Annotated in this window: 18 protein-coding genes; 7 read left to right on the top strand and 11 right to left on the bottom strand. The window is 72.2% G+C overall.

What is annotated here, in order from left to right:
• Nucleotides 1-33 precede the first annotated feature (33 nt).
• From ABEA82_RS06465 to sigE, 3 genes are all read right to left on the bottom strand, one after another.
• The gene (locus tag ABEA82_RS06465; RefSeq protein WP_345660399.1) at nucleotides 34-1,944 is read right to left on the bottom strand and encodes a trypsin-like peptidase domain-containing protein; all 1,911 of its coding nucleotides are present in this window, start codon (nucleotides 1,942-1,944) and stop codon (nucleotides 34-36) included.
• A 130-nt stretch (nucleotides 1,945-2,074) separates the two neighbouring features.
• A complete protein-coding gene (locus ABEA82_RS06470; RefSeq protein ID WP_345660400.1) occupies nucleotides 2,075-3,100 on the bottom strand; it encodes an anti-sigma factor family protein in 1,026 nt (341 codons plus the stop codon).
• Complete coding sequence (sigE, locus tag ABEA82_RS06475; protein ID WP_345660401.1) at nucleotides 3,097-3,870, bottom strand: RNA polymerase sigma factor SigE; 774 nt, start codon at nucleotides 3,868-3,870, stop codon at nucleotides 3,097-3,099. The genes ABEA82_RS06470 and sigE overlap by 4 nt, the downstream gene beginning before the upstream one ends.
• A 162-nt stretch (nucleotides 3,871-4,032) precedes the next feature.
• Here sigE and ABEA82_RS06480 point away from each other — a divergent pair, with 162 nt between their 5' ends.
• The gene (locus tag ABEA82_RS06480) at nucleotides 4,033-4,731 is read left to right on the top strand and encodes an O-methyltransferase (protein ID WP_345660986.1); all 699 of its coding nucleotides are present in this window, start codon (nucleotides 4,033-4,035) and stop codon (nucleotides 4,729-4,731) included.
• 118 nt (nucleotides 4,732-4,849) lie between these two features.
• Here the strand turns inward: ABEA82_RS06480 and ABEA82_RS06485 are convergent, their stop codons facing one another.
• Together ABEA82_RS06485 and ABEA82_RS06490 are read right to left on the bottom strand one after the other, a co-directional pair.
• Nucleotides 4,850-5,017, bottom strand: coding sequence for a DUF3117 domain-containing protein (locus tag ABEA82_RS06485; RefSeq protein ID WP_003966491.1), 168 nt, complete (start codon nucleotides 5,015-5,017; stop codon nucleotides 4,850-4,852).
• Nucleotides 5,018-5,169: 152 nt separating this feature from the next.
• On the bottom strand, nucleotides 5,170-5,334 hold the full coding sequence (locus tag ABEA82_RS06490; protein WP_345660402.1) for a hypothetical protein: 165 nt from the start codon (nucleotides 5,332-5,334) through the stop codon (nucleotides 5,170-5,172).
• A gap of 66 nt (nucleotides 5,335-5,400) precedes the next feature.
• Here ABEA82_RS06490 and chcB point away from each other — a divergent pair, with 66 nt between their 5' ends.
• On the top strand, nucleotides 5,401-6,204 hold the full coding sequence (gene chcB, locus ABEA82_RS06495) for a 2-cyclohexenylcarbonyl CoA isomerase (protein ID WP_345660403.1): 804 nt from the start codon (nucleotides 5,401-5,403) through the stop codon (nucleotides 6,202-6,204).
• Nucleotides 6,205-6,298: 94 nt separating this feature from the next.
• Here the strand turns inward: chcB and ABEA82_RS06500 are convergent, their stop codons facing one another.
• Together ABEA82_RS06500 and ABEA82_RS06505 are read right to left on the bottom strand one after the other, a co-directional pair.
• The gene (locus ABEA82_RS06500) at nucleotides 6,299-6,886 is read right to left on the bottom strand and encodes a DNA-3-methyladenine glycosylase I (RefSeq protein ID WP_345660404.1); all 588 of its coding nucleotides are present in this window, start codon (nucleotides 6,884-6,886) and stop codon (nucleotides 6,299-6,301) included.
• Nucleotides 6,883-7,257 carry a DivIVA domain-containing protein gene (locus ABEA82_RS06505; protein ID WP_345660405.1) on the bottom strand — a complete coding sequence of 125 codons (375 nt, stop codon included), beginning with the start codon at nucleotides 7,255-7,257 and terminating at the stop codon, nucleotides 6,883-6,885. The genes ABEA82_RS06500 and ABEA82_RS06505 overlap by 4 nt, the downstream gene beginning before the upstream one ends.
• A gap of 169 nt (nucleotides 7,258-7,426) precedes the next feature.
• Between ABEA82_RS06505 and folP the strand changes: the two genes are divergently transcribed.
• Complete coding sequence (gene folP / locus ABEA82_RS06510; protein ID WP_345660406.1) at nucleotides 7,427-8,287, top strand: dihydropteroate synthase; 861 nt, start codon at nucleotides 7,427-7,429, stop codon at nucleotides 8,285-8,287.
• A 109-nt stretch (nucleotides 8,288-8,396) separates the two neighbouring features.
• On the opposite strand, the gene ABEA82_RS06515 is transcribed toward folP, so the two are convergent.
• Entirely contained in the window at nucleotides 8,397-9,155 is a 759-nt protein-coding gene (locus ABEA82_RS06515; protein ID WP_345660407.1) for an LOG family protein, read from the bottom strand.
• Nucleotides 9,156-9,274: 119 nt separating this feature from the next.
• On the bottom strand, nucleotides 9,275-10,354 hold the full coding sequence (gene dapE, locus ABEA82_RS06520; protein ID WP_345660408.1) for a succinyl-diaminopimelate desuccinylase: 1,080 nt from the start codon (nucleotides 10,352-10,354) through the stop codon (nucleotides 9,275-9,277).
• Nucleotides 10,355-10,439: 85 nt separating this feature from the next.
• Between dapE and ABEA82_RS06525 the strand changes: the two genes are divergently transcribed.
• The gene (locus ABEA82_RS06525) at nucleotides 10,440-11,414 is read left to right on the top strand and encodes a heavy metal transporter (protein WP_345660409.1); all 975 of its coding nucleotides are present in this window, start codon (nucleotides 10,440-10,442) and stop codon (nucleotides 11,412-11,414) included.
• Nucleotides 11,415-11,758: 344 nt separating this feature from the next.
• Entirely contained in the window at nucleotides 11,759-12,205 is a 447-nt protein-coding gene (locus ABEA82_RS06530) for an ATP-binding protein (protein WP_345660410.1), read from the top strand.
• A gap of 146 nt (nucleotides 12,206-12,351) precedes the next feature.
• Here the strand turns inward: ABEA82_RS06530 and ABEA82_RS06535 are convergent, their stop codons facing one another.
• Nucleotides 12,352-13,443 carry a bifunctional succinyldiaminopimelate transaminase/glutamate-prephenate aminotransferase gene (locus ABEA82_RS06535; RefSeq protein WP_345660411.1) on the bottom strand — a complete coding sequence of 364 codons (1,092 nt, stop codon included), beginning with the start codon at nucleotides 13,441-13,443 and terminating at the stop codon, nucleotides 12,352-12,354.
• A gap of 127 nt (nucleotides 13,444-13,570) precedes the next feature.
• Nucleotides 13,571-13,888, bottom strand: a complete 318-nt coding sequence (gene fdxA, locus ABEA82_RS06540) for a ferredoxin (protein WP_010047804.1) — start codon at nucleotides 13,886-13,888, stop codon at nucleotides 13,571-13,573.
• A 140-nt stretch (nucleotides 13,889-14,028) separates the two neighbouring features.
• On the opposite strand from fdxA, the gene ABEA82_RS06545 reads away from it, so the two are divergent.
• Together ABEA82_RS06545 and ABEA82_RS06550 are read left to right on the top strand one after the other, a co-directional pair.
• Nucleotides 14,029-15,048, top strand: coding sequence for a GNAT family N-acetyltransferase (locus ABEA82_RS06545; RefSeq protein WP_345660412.1), 1,020 nt, complete (start codon nucleotides 14,029-14,031; stop codon nucleotides 15,046-15,048).
• 95 nt (nucleotides 15,049-15,143) lie between these two features.
• Nucleotides 15,144-15,995 carry a transglutaminase family protein gene (locus ABEA82_RS06550; protein ID WP_345660413.1) on the top strand — a complete coding sequence of 284 codons (852 nt, stop codon included), beginning with the start codon at nucleotides 15,144-15,146 and terminating at the stop codon, nucleotides 15,993-15,995.
• Nucleotides 15,996-16,090: the final 95 nt, after the last annotated feature.

Here is a 16,090-nt window from a genome sequence, read left to right on the forward strand (position 1 = left end):
CTTCTTCGTCCTGTACATCCCGGACCTCACGTCTCATCCGCCGGAGGACCCGAGGACGAGCGTGACCGTCCGTTCCTTGCCACCGCGCTCCAGGGTCAGTTCCAGGCGGTCGCCGGGGCGGTGGGCGCGGGTCTTGACGATCAGTTCCTCGCCGGAGTGGACGCGCTGCCCGTCGACCTCGGTGATGACGTCACCGGACTTGATCCCGGCCTTGGCGCCCGGCCCGGCCACGGTGACCGGCGGTCCGCCCTCACCGCCCTCGGCGGCGACTCGGGCGCCGTCGCCCGTGTAGTCCATGTCCAGGGTGATGCCGATCACCGGGTGGGTGGCCTTGCCGGTGTTGATCAGCTCCTCGGCGACGCGTTTGCCCTGGTTGATGGGTATGGCGAAGCCGAGGCCTATCGAGCCGGCCTGGCTGCCGCCGTCCGGGTCGGAGCCGCTGTCCGCCGACCGGATGGCCGAGTTGATGCCGATGACCCGGGCCCTGGCGTCGAGCAGGGGCCCGCCGGAGTTGCCCGGGTTGATGGGCGCGTCGGTCTGGAGCGCGTCGACGTACGAGACGTCGCTGCCGTCGCCCTTCTCACCGCCGGCCGTGATGGGCCGCTGCTTGGCACTGATGATGCCGGAGGTGACGGTACCGGCCAGGTCGAAGGGCGCGCCGATGGCCACGACCGGGTCGCCGACCTGGACGTTGTCCGAGTTGCCCAGGGGCAGGGGGGTGAGTCCGCGCACGCCCTTCACCTTCACGACGGCGAGGTCGTAGCCGCTGTCGCGGCCCACGAGTTCGGCCTGGGCGGTCTCTCCGCCGTCGAAGGTCACGGTGATCTCGCCGCCGGAGCCGGCGGACTGCACGACGTGGTTGTTGGTGAGGATGTGACCCCGGGTGTCGAGCACGAAGCCGGTGCCGGTGCCCTGCTCGCCGGAGCCGCTCACATGCAGGGTGACCACGCTGGGCAGTGCGTGTCCGGCGATCCCGGCCACGCTGTCCGCGTCCCGGGCGGCGGGCTCCTTCCCGGCCTGCGGCAACTCGACGGTCCCGACGCCTCCGTTCCGCTCCAGATACGTCCCCATGAGCCCGCCGACGCCCCCGGAGACCAGCGCGATCAGCACGGCACCGACGACCAGCGTCGTCCTGCCCCGCCGTCGCCGCTGCTCCGTGCTGAGCACACCGGCGCCGTTCTGCTGGAGCGGGCCGACGGCGCCGGGAACCGCCGGAGCGGCCCAGGGGTCGTACCGCTGCCACGGGTCGGCGGCCGGGGCGGGAGCAGGTATCGAGGCACCGGGGGACGGCACCAGTACCGCCGGCGCCGGCGCCGCAGGAGGCGGAACGGGCCCGGCCGGCGTGGCCTGCGGTGCCGGTGCCGCCACGCCGTGCGCGGGGGTCGCCGCCGGATGCTGGACGGGCGGCGCGGGCGCCCAGGGCCCCGGTTCGCCGTAGGGCGGGGTGCTGTAGGGGTCGGGGTCGTGCAGCGGCTTGGGCCCACTCTCGACCGGCGCACCGGCCGCGACCGTCACACCGTCCCCGGCCCCCGCGTCACCGGAAGCCGACCCCAGCGCACCCTGCGCACCGGCTCCGCCGACACTCGGCACCGCCGACACGACGGTCCCCTCGTCGACGGCCTGCCGGGCTACGGGCACCAGGTCGTGGGCCTGCCCGGCAGGTGCGCCTGCGGCGCCGACGGTCTCGCCGGCCGTCGGCGCCGGCTCGGGGCGCCTCAGCTCGTAGTCGCCCTCGTCGTCGATCCGCCGGGCGGCGGGCCGTGCCAGCTCGAAGTCGCCGTCGTCGGTGGCGGACGGCCCTGCGATCTGCCCCGCCGGCACCCGGGCCTCGTCCACGCCCTGCCCCGCCTCCGCGGCACCTGCCGTCTCCTCCGGTTCCCCGGAGGGGCCCTGCGGCCGAGGACGGCTCCACCACTTGGCCTTCGTGGGCTTCCCCTCGTTCATGCTCTCCCCACAGCCGCGGCACGGCTCGACGACGTGGCCGCAGTTCGTCGAATCGGCGCCCGGCCACACCTAGGCCGCGGGCGCCACCCCCGGATTCAATCAGGTTCGCGCGCCGCTGCGCAGAGGCCGGTCAGCGGGCCGTACGCGAGGAGGCGGATGGAGAGGCGGACGCGGTCGTCTCCGGGAGCGGCACGGCCAGCAGGGGCGCCGTGATCTCGGGGATGGCGGACCACGAGGTCAGGGCTGCCGACGGGGCCGTCTCGAGCGGACGTACCAGCGGGGACACGGCCGCGGCACCCGCCAGCACCGGGGCGGTCAGCGCATGCACCGCGGTCTGCTGCGCGGCGGGGTGCGCGACCCCGGGCAGCAGCGGTGCGGACACCTCGGTCGGGGCTGCCGGGGTGCTGCCGAGTGTGCTCTGCCCCTGCAACTGCCCGAGCAGCGGTCCGGTACCGCGGCGCCGCTGGGTTTCGGGCTGTGTCGCCGCGCCCGCGCCCTGCGTGCGCATCGGCGTCACGTTGCTCCCCGTGCCGGAGCCGCCGCGGGCCTCCGTGTCGGCCGGGGTGCCGACGGTGACGCCGCCCAGCGCGACCGCGGCCAGGGACACGGCCCCGGCGGCCGCGAACGCGAACCGCAGCCGCGAGGAGGACCGGTCGCCCTCGTGCCGGCTGACGTCATGGATGCGGAAGCCCCGGCCGGCCGCGGGAAGGCCACGCTCGCCGGAGGGCAGGATCCGGTTGCCGGAAGGCGGCAGCACGGGGACGTGCGACCGGGACGGTGCGTACCCGAACTCGAACCGGTCGCCGCGCTTCATCCCGAAGGCCCCGGACGATCCGAACCGTCCGGACAGCCCCCCGGGCAGCCCTCCCCCACCCAGCGGCGTGCCATCACCGTCCGGGTCACCTCCGCCGGGTAGTCCCTGCAAGCGGGCCAGGAAACTCTCGGACGGGGGCGGCGGGGCCGCCTCGGCGAAGACGTTCTTCAGCCGGCGCTGGGCGTCCACCTCCGCCTTGCACTTCGGGCAGGTGGCCACGTGCGCCAGTACGCGTTCACGCGCGTCATGACCGAGCTCTCCGTCCACCAGGGCGGAGAGTCGGTCTCCCAGGTGCTGCTCTGCGAGGTGTCCCTCGGAAGGCTTCGGCCGTGATCCGCTCACGCGCTCGCGCCCCCTCCTCCCAAGGCGGGAACACGAGGCACGAAGGAGCGGCGCTCGGCGCGTGCCTCCGGGGAGCGGTGCGCGAGGGCCTTGCGCAGCTGGGAGCGGCCACGGTGGATCCGCGAGCGGACCGTGCCGAGCTTCACTCCGAGGGTCGCGGCGATCTCCTCGTACGACAGTCCTTCGATGTCGCACAGGACGACCGCGGCGCGGAACTCGGGGGCGAGGGTGTCGAGGGCCTGCTGGACGTCCGCGTCGAAGTGGGCGTCGTTGAAGACCTGCTGCGGGGTGGGCTCCTTGCTGGGCAGCCGCTCGGCCGCGTCCTCGCCGAGCGCGTCGAAGCGGATGCGCTGCTTGCGGCGGACCATGTCCAGGAACAGGTTCGTGGTGATGCGGTGCAGCCAGCCCTCGAACGTGCCCGGCGTGTAGGTCGACAGGGAGCGGAAGACGCGGACGAAGACCTCCTGCGTGAGGTCCTCGGCGTCGTGCTGGTTGCCGGTGAGGCGGTAGGCGAGCCGGTAGACCCGGCCGCTGTGCGTGCTGACGATCTCCTCCCAGGTGGGCGGAGTCCACGCCTGCCCGTCCGCGTCGGTGGTGAAGGTCGCGGTCTGGGCGAAGTCAGCGGCGTGACTGTGGTCAGCAGCGGTGTCGTTCACGGATGTCGGCCTGCCCGCTGATCCGAAGAAGCGCCGGAGCACTCCTCCTCGATCCACAGGCGCAGCCGCACCTCCCCTGTCAGCTCTGGTGGTGTCCAGTGGAGCCCCTACCATAGCCACCTCGCCCGTTAGGACCGGATAAGCGGTTTTACGAGAAATTGATCTGTGCTGATACGCCTCGTACTGCTGCGTCGGCACTTGCTCGGCATCCTGGCCCACTGCCTGCCCCCCGTCCCGGCCCGCGCCTCTTGCTCACCCCTTTAAACGACCGGTCCCATCTGCGGGTTCCCGCGCCCAACGGATACAGTCACGCCCAGGCATTCACGGGGACAGGAGAGGGTCATTACCGGCAACCGGCAGACGAGCTGGGCGTTCGCCGACGCCTATGTCGCCGAGGACGAAGCGCTGCGCTGGGCCCGTGACCGGGCCCGCGACGCAGGGCTGCGCTCGGTGTCGCCCGGCACGGGCGCCGCGCTGCGGCTGCTGGCCGCCTCCGTCGACGCGAAGGCCGTCGCGGAGATCGGCACCGGCTGCGGTGTCTCCGGGATCCACCTCCTGCACGGTATGCGCCCCGACGGTGTCCTCACGACCGTGGACTCCGAGCCGGAGCACCAGCAGTTCGCCCGCCAGGCCTTCCGCGCCTGCGACTTCGCCAGCAACCGGGCCCGTTTCATCCCGGGGCGCGCCCTGGACGTGCTGCCCCGCCTCGCGGACTCGGGCTACGACCTGGTGTTCTGCGACGGTGACCGTCTGGAGGTCATGGAGTACCTCGCTGAATCGTTGCGGCTGCTGCGCCCCGGCGGGCTCGTGGTCTTCGAGGGCACCTTCGCGAACGGCCGGACCGTGGACTCCGGTCCGCAGCCCACGGAGGTGCTGCGGCTCCGGGAACTGCTGCGCGCGGTGCGCGAGAGCCCGGAGCTGGTGTCGTCCCTGCTGCCGGTCGGCGACGGTCTGCTGTGCGCGGTGAAGCGGTAGCCGGGTGGCACGTTAGCGGAATGCCGGCCGGGGCAGACGGAGGACAGCGGTGAGAAAACAGCCGCCCCGGCATCTCATGTGATGCCGGGGCAGCTGAAAGGGTATGGTCGCTTGCGCGTCAGCCGACGACCTTCTTGAGGGCGTCGCCCAGCGCGTCGGCCTCGTCCGGGGTCAGCTCGACGACGAGCCGACCGCCGCCTTCGAGCGGAACGCGCATGACGATGCCCCGCCCCTCCTTGGTCACCTCGAGCGGGCCATCACCCGTCCGCGGCTTCATGGCCGCCATGCTCGTTCCCCTTCCTGAAACCCAGCTCATCGTCAAAGCCGCCGGCCCTGAGAAGGACACACGTGCGGTCCATGAGACAGGACACGCGCCACCGGCATCGAACACATTGCTTCCAGGCCATTATCCCGCATCCCAGGACCCGATGACCAACATCAGTAGGCATCGCTTGGGCAACGCACGCGAGCAAAACCACTCAATTCGGCGATGAGACTGCGATACTCCGCCACCGCACACACATCCGCCGGACGGATCCGGACGGGATTTGTTTGACGCAGGTCACACGTCAGGTCCGGTCCCCCGTCGGCGATCTCCGTCATGCTGTGCTCCAGAGCGGGACCTACCGACCGGTACGCCCCGGAGCCGCGACGCGGAGGGGATACGCCATGGCCGACACCGTGCTCTACGAGGTGAGCGACGGACTCGCGACGATCACGCTCAACCGCCCGGAGGCGATGAACGCGCTGAACGTGGAGACCAAGGTCGCTCTGCGGGAGGCGGTCGAGTCCGCGGCGGGCGACACCGCCGTGCGGGCGGTGCTGCTGACCGCCGCCGGCGACCGGGCGTTCTGCGTGGGGCAGGACCTCAAGGAGCACATCGGGCTGCTGGTCCAGGACCGGGAGACCGGCTCGGGGCAGACCATGAACACGGTCCGGGAGCACTACAACCCGATCGTGCGGGCGCTGGCCGGGGCGGCCAAGCCGGTCGTCGCCGCCGTGAACGGGGTGGCGGCCGGGGCGGGCTTCGGTTTCGCGCTCGCCGCGGACTACCGGATCGTGGCGGACACGGCCGCCTTCAACAGCTCGTTCGCCGGGGTGGCGCTGACGGCCGACTCGGGGATCTCGTGGACGCTGCCTCGGGTGGTCGGACCGGGTCGGGCCGCTGACCTGCTGCTCTTCCCGCGGAGCATCAGCGCCCAGGAGGCGTACGAGCTGGGTATCGCGAACCGGCTGGTGCCTGCCGGTGAGCTGCGGGCGGAGGCCGAGAAGGTGGCGCGGGGGTTGGCCGAGGGGCCGACGGTGGCGTATGCGGCGTTGAAGGAGTCGGTCGCGTTCGGGCTGACGCACTCCCTGGAGGAGACCCTGGAGAAGGAGGACGAGCTGCAGACCCGGGCCGGGTCCTCCGAGGATCACGCCATCGCGGTGCAGGCCTTCGTGAACAAGGAGAAGCCGAAGTACCTGGGCCGGTGAGCTCGGGGGTGTAGCGCCGTCGGGGGCTGCGGGTTCTCTGTGGTTGATCGCGCCCCCCGCGGCGGAGCCGCACATCGGCTCAGCCCCGCGCCCCTTACGGGGCGCTTCTCGCCACGCAGGTTGCCAGGTGATCGTCCACCAGGCCGCATGCCTGCATCAGGGCGTACGCCGTCGTCGGGCCCACGAAGCGCAGGCCCCGTTTCTTCAGGGCCTTGGACAGGGCCGTCGACTCGGGTGTGACGGCGGGGACGTCGGAGAGCGCCTTCGGGACCGGGCGGGTGCCCGGCTCGGGGGCGTGGGACCAGATCAGGGCGTCCAGTTCGCCCGGGGCCCACTCGGTCAGCACGCGCGCGTTGGCGAGGGTCGCGTCGATCTTGGCGCGGTTGCGGATGATGCCGGTGTCGGCCAGGAGGCGCTCGCGGTCCTCGTCGGTGAAGGCGGCCACGGACGCGATCTTGAAGTCGGCGAAGGCGGCGCGGAAGCCCGGGCGGCGGCGCAGGATCGTGATCCAGGACAGGCCGGACTGGAAGGCCTCCAGGCTGAGGCGTTCGTAGAGCGCGTCGTCGCCGTGGACCGGGCGGCCCCACTCCTCGTCGTGGTAGGTCACGTACTCGGGGGCGGACAGCGCCCAGGGGCAGCGCAGCGCCCCGTCCGGGCCGGCGAGGGCGGTGCCGTCACTCACGGCCGGTCCTCCGGGCGCGGGGCGGGCTTGTCCATGGACACATGGTGCTCCGGAGAATGCGTGGCTGCCGCTCGGGCGCCGGCCAGGGCCGACTCCAGGTCGGTGATACGGGCGTCGCGCTCGGCGAGCTCGGCGCCCAGGCGGCTGAGGGCCTCGTCCACGTCCGCCATGCGGTAGCCGCGCGCCGCGAGGGGAAAGCGCAGGGCCTCCACGTCGGCTCGGTCGACCGGGCGGTCCGGGGGCAGCGGGTCCCGCAGCCGCTCGGGGGCGGCCTCGGGCAGCGGGCCGTTCTCGCCGCCGCCCACCACGGCGAGGGTCACCGCGGCGACCACGACGGCTAGCGCGACGACCAGGAACAGGAACATAACCATCGCGGAGCCCCCACGGTCGGATGTGTCGGTGTCTTCGAAGGCCAGGAGTCTGCATCATCCCCGGAGCCCTCGGAGTCGGATGTTGTCAGGCTCCGATCGTGCCATGCGAGTCCGACCGTTAGGGTCGCAGGCGGCGGAAGACGGGTCGTATCAGGAAAGGTCACAGGGGATGCTCAGGCTGGGCAGGCGGGAATTCGAGCCGCACGAGCCGGTGATCATGGCGATCGTGAACCGGACGCCGGACTCCTTCTACGACCAGGGGGCCACCTTCCGTGACGAACCGGCCCTCGCGCGCGTGGAGCAGGCGGTGGCCGACGGGGCCGCGATCATCGACGTCGGCGGGGTCAAGGCCGGGCCGGGCGAGGAGGTCACGGCCGAGGAGGAGGTCCGGCGGACGGTCGGCTTCGTGGCGGAGGTGCGGCGGCGCTTCCCGGACGTGATCATCAGTGTGGACACCTGGCGGGCCGAGGTCGGGGCGGCCGTGTGCGAGGTGGGGGCGGACCTGCTGAACGATGCGTGGGGCGGGGTGGATCCGGGGCTCGCCGAGGTCGCCGCGCGCTATGGAGTCGGGCTGGTGTGCACGCACGCCGGGGGCGCGGAGCCGCGCACCCGGCCGCATCGGGTGCGGTACGACGATGTCATGGCCGACATTCTGGATGTGACGGTCGGGCTGGCCGAGCGCGCGGTGGAGCTGGGGGTGCCGCGGGAGTCCGTGCTGATCGATCCCGGGCACGACTTCGGGAAGAACACGCGGCACAGTCTGGAGGCGACCCGGCGGCTGGACGAGATGGTCGCCACCGGGTGGCCCGTGCTGGTGTCCCTGTCCAACAAGGACTTCGTGGGAGAGACGCTGGACAAGCCCGTCAAGGAGCGAGTGGTGGGGACGCTGGCGACGACCGCGGTGTCCGCGTGGCTGGGGGCGCAGGTGTACCGGGTGCATGAGGTCGCCGAGACGCGGCAGGTGCTGGACATGGTCGCGGCGATCGCGGGGTGGCGGGAGCCTGCCGTTGCCCGGCGTGGGCTGGCCTAGGGCGTTGACCTGAGGTACCAGGGGGCTCCGCTCCGCCCCCTGGACCCCCGGGCCTGTGCCCACCCGCCACCCGAAGCTGTCGGACAGGAGGCTGAGCTCGAAAGGCCTCCTACCGCCCCGCCTCCTTCGACACCAGGGCCACCGCCTCGTCCACGTCGTCCGTGACGTGGAACAGGAGGAGGTCCCTTTCCGCGGCCTTGCGCTGGGCGATGACCGTGTCGCGGAGCCAGTCGACCAGGCCGCCCCAGTACTCGCTGCCGAAGAGGACGATGGGGAAGCGGGTGACCTTCTGGGTCTGGACGAGGGTGAGGGCCTCGAAGAGCTCGTCGAGGGTGCCGAGACCGCCGGGCAGGACCACGAAGCCCTGGGCGTACTTGACGAACATCATCTTCCGGACGAAGAAGTAGCGGAAGTTCAGGCCGATGTCGACGTACGGGTTCAGGCCCTGCTCGAACGGCAGCTCGATGCCGAGGCCGACCGAGATGCCGCTCGCCTCGACGGCACCCTTGTTGGCCGCCTCCATCGCGCCAGGGCCGCCGCCCGTGATGACCGCGAAGCCCGCCTCCACCAGACCCTTCCCCAGCCGGACACCCGCCTCGTACTCGGGTGAGTCCGGCGAGGTCCTGGCCGAGCCGAAGACGCTGATCGCCGGGGGGAGTTCCGCGAGCGTGCCGAAGCCCTCGATGAACTCCGACTGGATACGCAGCACGCGCCAGGGGTCGGTGTGCACCCAGTCGGAGGGGGCCCGCTCGTCCAGCAGCCGCTGGTCGGTCGTGCTGGCCTGCACCTGGTCCCGCCGCTGAAGGACCGGGCCCAGGCGCTTTTCCTCCGGCGGCTGCTTCTTCCCCTCGGGGTTGCCGGTCGCCATGTGCGCTCCCTCCGTCGTGCGGGTCGTTCCACCTCAGCGTAGATCTACGCGGGTTACGAACGAGGGACGTGAGCATGTCCGCGATGGAGCGGCGTAAACACGACGGTGTCCCGGAGGGGTCAGGCGGTCAGCCAGTTCCGCAGCCGCTCCTCGCCCGCGAGGATCTTCGCGATCTCCACGCGCTCGTCCCGCTTGTGCGCCAAGTGGGGGTTGCCCGGGCCGTAGTTGACGGCCGGGACGCCGAGGGCCGAGAAGCGGGAGACGTCGGTCCAGCCGTACTTCGGCATCGGGGTGCCGCCCACCGCCTCGATGAACGCCTTCGCCGCCGGGTGGGACAGGCCGGGCATCGCCGCGGAGCTGTGGTCGACGACCTCGAACTCCTCCACCCCGCAGTCCGCGAAGACCTCACGGACGTGGGCGACGGCCTCCTCCGGTGTGCGGTCGGGGGCGTAGCGGAAGTTGACGGTGACGACGCACTCGTCGGGGATCACGTTGCCGGCCACTCCCCCGGTGATGCCCACCGCGTTCAGGCCCTCGCGGTATTCCAGGCCGTCGATGACCGGCCAACGGGGTTCGTAGGAGGCGAGGCGGGCGAGGATCGGGGCGGCCTTGTGGATCGCGTTGGAGCCCATCCAGCCGCGTGCCGAGTGGGCCCGCTCGCCCGTGGTCTTCAGCAGCACCCGCAGGGTGCCCTGGCAGCCGCCCTCGACCTGGCCGTCGGACGGTTCCAGGAGCACCGCGAAGTCGCCCTGGAGCCACTCGGGATGCGCCTCGGAGACGTGCTTGAGGCCGTTCAGCTCCGCGGCGACCTCCTCGTTGTCGTAGAAGACGAAGGTCAGGTCGCGGTTGGGTGCGGGGACCGTGGCCGCGATGCGCAGCTGCACCGCGACGCCGGACTTCATGTCACAGGTGCCGCAGCCCCACAGCACACCGTCCTCGTCGAGCCGCGAGGGGACGTTGTCGGCGATCGGGACCGTGTCGATGTGGCCGGCCAGGATCACCCGCTCCGAGCGGCCCAGGTTCGTCCGGGCCACGACGTTGTTGCCGTACCGGTCGACCGTCAGGTGGGGCAGCGCGCGCAGCGCGGTCTCGACCGCGTCCGCGAGCGGCTTCTCGGTGCCGCTCTCGGAGCGGAAGTCGACGAGCCGGGCGGTGAGCTGCGCGGCGTCCAGCGTGAGGTCGAGCGAGGTGTGCGCCATGCCGTCGACCCTAACGCGCCAGGTCCGGTGCCCAGTGTCCCCATCCGGCCCAAGGCACTCAGTACTCTCCAGTATTTTGTACGACGTGCCAGAGCCGTCCCCCACCCCCAAGCGCCGTGGCCGTCTCCTCCGATGCGGATCCGCTTTCGTGATCCTGCTCGCGGTCGCCGGTTACCTCGTCGTGCAGTACGTCACCGGAGGCACGGGCGAACCGGGCTGCAAAGTCGTCTCCGGCAAGGGAGACGGGGCGTCGTACGAGTTCTCGCCCGAGCAGGCGGTGAACGCGGCGACGATCACCGCCGTGGGCACCGGCCGGGGTCTGCCGGAGCGGGCCGTGACCATCGCGCTGGCGACCGCGCTGCAGGAGTCGGCCCTGCGCAACATCAAGCACGGCGACCGGGATTCGCTCGGCCTGTTCCAGCAGCGGCCCTCGCAGGGCTGGGGCACGCCGGAGGAGATCCTGGACCCGGCGTACTCGGCCGGCGAGTTCTACGACCACCTGGTCAAGGTGCCCGGCTACACGCGGCTGCCTCTCACCGTCGCCGCGCAGCGCGTGCAGCGCAGCGGCTTCCCCCAGGCCTACGCCAAGCACGAGCCGGACGCCGCACTGCTCGCCGCGGCCCTCACCGGGCAGTCCGCGGCCACGCTGACCTGCGAGGGCCGTCCGGCCGCGACCCGGGCGACGGGCCCCGACGGGGTGCGGGCCGCGCTCGTGCGGGACTTCGGGCGGGACGTCCTGGAGCCGGCCGGCGCCCAGGTGGGTGACGCGCCGACGCCCACCCCGACGCCGTCCCCGGGCGGCACCGACGGCCGGACCGTGACGCTGCCCGTGACCGCCGACGCCGGTTCCGCCACGGGGCGGAACACCGAGCGGCGCGGCTGGCAGCTGGCGCACTGGTCCGTGGCCAACGCCTCCGAGCTGCACATCGCGCGCGTCACGTACGCGGGGCGGGAGTGGGTCGCCGGGAACACCGCCAGCGAGTGGCGGGCCTCCACGGCGAAGGGCGGCTCGGGTGCGGAACGGGACGTGAACGCCGTCCGTATCGTCACGATGCGCTAGCTCGCGCAGGGGTACGGGGCCTCACCCCTGGGGGTTACGCGCGCGGCTCGGCCGTGACGGTGGGCGCAGGTTTTCGCGTCCTCACCCGGGACTCCACGAGACCCTTGGGAGCAAAGGGCGGGAAGGATTCGGCGGGCTTTCTCCCGCTGGTCTTTTCGCCCGTATGCCCGCAACCGATTATGCGACGCATTACCAATTCTTTACGTTACGCCACCGCAACCTTCGCGGGCTTCGAGCGGTAGTCACTGCGCCCGAGCCGGGCCGATCGGCAACCAGCCGATCAAGTCCCGGACCCGGCCGGACACTTCACGAAGCTCACCGTTCTCTCCCGTCGAAGGAGCACCATGTCCCTCCCCCTGACCCGCCGGATCGCCCGTGCCGCGCTGATCGTCGCTGCGGGGGCGGCTGCCGGGGTCGGTGCGGCCGGCTCCGCCAGCGCGGCCCCCGAGCTGCCGGCCTCCCCGAACCTCGGCGGCCTGACCGCCCTGGACGGGGCGAGCGTCGGCAACACCGTCGACAGTGCGGCGCAGGAGGTCACCAAGTCCGCGGGTGACACCGGCGGCAAGTCCGTGAAGAAGGCCGTGCCGACCGCGGGCAAGCTCGGCGGCGGAGTGGTCAAGAAGGCCACCCCCGTCGCGCAGAAGGCGGCGGGTGACGCCGCGGGCTCCGCCGGGCAGCTCGTCGGTGACACGGCCGGTTCCGCGAAGGGGGGCCTGCCGACGGGCGCCCTGACGAAGGGCGGAGTGCCGGCCGCGGGCTCGCTGCCGACGAAGGGGCTGCCCATCGGCTGAGGCCGGGCTCGAACACCGACGGGGTCCAGGGAGCTTCCCTGGACCCCGTCGCCGTGTGCCTGCGGGCCTGTGGGGGCCGGTGCGGCCGGTCGGAAGCCGCCGCCCCCGGGCGGTCACAGCCGGCGTACCGCCGCCATCCCCGGCGGTCACAACCGGCGTACCGCCGCCGCGATCCGCTCGTCCGTCGCCGTCAGGGCCACGCGGACGAACTCCGCGCCCGCCGGGCCGTAGAAGTCGCCGGGAGCCACGAGGACGCCGCGTTCCGCGAGGTGGGCGACCGTGTCCCAGCAGGACTCGCCCCGGGTGGCCCACAGGTAGAGGCTGGCCTCGCTGTGCTCGATGCGGAAGCCGTGGGTGAGCAGGGCCTCGCGCAGGAGCTCGCGCCGGGAGGCGTAACGCGCGCGCTGGACGCGGACGTGGTCGTCGTCGCCCAGGGCCGCCACCACCGCCGCCTGCGTCGGCGCGGACGTCATCATGCCGCCGTGCTTGCGGATCTCCAGGAGCGGGCCGAGGACGGCCGGATCGCCCGCCAGGAAGGCCGCGCGGTAGCCGGCGAGGTTCGAGCGCTTGGAGAGGGAGTGGACGGACACGATGCCGTCGTACGAGCCGCCGTTGACGTCCGGATGCAGCACCGAGACCGGGTCGGCCTCCCAGCCCAGCTCCAGGTAGCACTCGTCGGAGAAGACCAGGACGCCGTGCTCGCGGGCCCACGCCACGATCCGGGTGAGGTCCGCCTTCGACAGGACCTTGCCGGTCGGGTTCGACGGGGAGTTCAGCCAGAGCAGCCTCAGGCCCTCGGGGTCCAGCTCCGTCGGGTCGTCGTAGACCTCGTACTCCGCACGGGCCAGGCGGGCGCCGACCTCGTACGTCGGGTAGGCCAGGCGCGGGTAGGCCACCCGGTCGCCGGGGCCGAGGCCCAGCTGGGTCGGGAGCCAGGCGACGAGCTCCTTGGAGCCGACGATCGGCAGGACGTGGCGGTGGGTGACGTCCCGGGCGCCGAGGCGGCGCTCCACCCAGCCGGTGATCGCGTCGCGCAGCTCGGGCGTGCCCCAGACGGTCGGATAGCCCGGCGAGTCCGCCGCGGCAACCAGTGCTTTCTGGATCAGCTCGGGGACCGGGTCGACCGGGGTACCGACGGACAGGTCCACGATGCCGTCCGGGTGGGCGGCGGCCGTGGCCTTGTACGGCGTCAGCTTGTCCCAGGGGAAAGTGGGGAGACGGTCGGAGACTGCGGACACGGGATCTGGCTCACTTTCTGGTACGCACGAGCCGGTGGCGGGAAACGCCTCGGTCCCGTACGGCGATCAGGGCGTGATCGGGCCGTACGGGACCGAGGCGGCACGCTGTGCGGGCCGCTTGCGGTGACTAGGCCTGCGGCGGCAGCGCGGCGATGAAGGGGTGGTCGCGCTCGATCAGTCCCAGCTTGCTGGCGCCGCCGGGCGAGCCGAGCTCGTCGAAGAACTCGACGTTCGCCTTGTAGTAGTCCTTCCACTCCTCCGGGGTGTCGTCCTCGTAGAAGATCGCCTCGACCGGGCAGACCGGCTCGCAGGCACCACAGTCGACGCATTCGTCCGGGTGGATGTACAAGGACCGGGAGCCCTCGTAGATGCAGTCGACCGGGCACTCCTCGATGCACGCCTTGTCCTTCACGTCGACACAAGGCTGCGCGATGACGTAGGTCACGCTGTCGTTCCTCCTCGATAGGGCGCTGGCGGGCCTCCTCAGGCTCCGCCGCCTGGCGCGCGGGAGCGCGGCGTCGTCGATGCCCGCCCCTAGTATCTCCGTTCTTGGGCATGATCCGAACAGGAGGGGTGAACTGACCTGTGGAAATCTCTGCCGCCGGGCGACTCGAGGTCCGTATCACCGCTGCTGACGTGGGCAAACGGGTTTCAGTGCGGAGCTTGATCGAACATCCGGCTCCGGGTGAGAAGTTCACCGACACGGTCGGTGTTCTCACATCATGGGACAAGGGTGTGCTGCTGATCACACGGAAGGACGGCCAAAGCGTCCGCATCGCGGAATCCGCGCTGGTCGCGGGCAAGGTCGTGCCGTCCGTCCCGGCGCGTCGCCGTGGTCCGGCCGCTTCCTACGACGAACTGGCCCGGGTCGCCGCCCGCGCCTGGCGGCCCGTGGAGAGCGAGCGGCTCGGAGAGTGGGAGCTGCGGGCCGCCTCCGGGTTCACCCGGCGGGCCAATTCGGTGCTGCCGCTCGGCGACCCCGGAGTGCCGCTCGACGAGGCGCTGGGGGCGGTGCGGCGGTGGTACGCCGACCGCGGCCTGCCCGCCTACGTCCAGACCGCGACCGGCGCCGAGGGCACGCAGGAGTCGCTGTGCGCCGAACTCGAGGCGCGGGGCTGGGTGCGGGAGGTGACCGCCGAGATGTGGATCGGACCGCTCGCGCCGATCGCCGACCGTGCCGATCCGTCGGAGGTCGTGCTGTCCCGGACCGCCGACGAGGCGTGGCTGGCCCGGTATCAGCGCAAGGGCGTGAGCGAGGTGGCGCTGCGGGTGCTGGGGAGCGGTCCGTCGGTGTGGTTCGCGACCGTGCCGGGTGCCACCGAGGGGGCCGCTCCGGCCGCCGTCGGGCGGTGTGTCGTCGACGGGCGGTGGGCCGGGTTCGCCGCCGTGGAGGTCGATCCGGCGCTGCGGAGGCAGGGGCTGGGCACGGCCGTGATGGCGGCACTGGCCCGGCAGGCCCTCGACGAGGGGGCGTCGGCCGCGTGGCTCCAGGTCGAGGACGAGAATGAGGGAGCGCGGGCGTTGTACGCCGGCATGGGCTTCGCCGCGCACCACGCTTACCACCACTACCGGGCGCCGGAGGCCGGCGGCACGGGCCGCCGGTGACGGATCGCGATGTCAGATCGCGATGTGGGATTGCGATGTCGGATCGCGATGTCGGATCTCGATGACGGATCGTTGTGAGAGGGCACGAGTCAGTTATGCGTCCCCCGTATCCCCCTTCCCCGGAGCGTTCCGCCGAGCTGCGGCGGAGGTTCTCCGAAGAGGCCCGGTCCGAGCGGCCCGACCTGTCGACGCTGTGCCTGCTGGTGGGCGCGGAGGCGGACCGGGAGCTGGACGAGGGCGGTCTGGACGAAGCGCAGGTCGAGCTCGACCGGCTGGCCGGGCTGCTGCCGCACCGGCCCGGAGGGCCGCGCGCGTGGGCCGTCGCCCTGCGGGAGCTGCTCGGCGAGCGCATGGGGTTCCACGGCACTCCGGCCGACTACCAGCGGCTGGAGTCCTCGCTGTTGCACGAGGTGCTGGTGCGGCGCAGGGGGCTCCCGATCCTGCTGTCCGTGGTGTGGATGGAGGTGGCCCGGCGGGCCGGTGCGCCGGTGTGCGGGGTGGCTCTGCCGGGGCACTTCGTGGTCGGGTTCGGGTCCGGTGCGGAGCAGGTGCTCGCCGATCCGTTCGACGGGGGGCGGGTGCTGACCGGGGCGGACGCCGAGTTGCTCGTCGTGGGGGCGACCGGGGCACGGCTGGATCCGGCGATGTTGCGGCCGGCCGATCCGCTGGACGTGGTGCTGCGGATCCTGAACAACGTACGGGCGTGGGCGGTCGCTCGGCCGGAGCGGTCGGATGTGGCGTTGTGGGCGGTCGAGTTGTCGCTGCTGCTGCCGTCGCATCCGGCACGGTTGCGGTACGAGCGGGCGCAGTTGCTCGTTCAGCGGGGGGATTTCGTCGGCGGAGCCGTGGAGTTGGAGGCGTACGCGGACGTCGTCTCGGCGGTGGATGAGGCCGCCTCGAAGCGGGTGCGGGGGGAGGCTGCGGCGGCCCGGGCGATGCTCAACTGACGCCTTCTCGCCGTATGGCTTCGCATCGTGGCGCGAGTGCCGGTGCGTTGTGGCTGGTCGCGCCCACGCGGCGGAGCCGCATATCGATAACAGCC

The sequence above is a fragment of the Streptomyces venetus genome, from assembly GCF_039540295.1.
In the GTDB taxonomy this organism is placed as follows: domain Bacteria; phylum Actinomycetota; class Actinomycetes; order Streptomycetales; family Streptomycetaceae; genus Streptomyces; species Streptomyces venetus.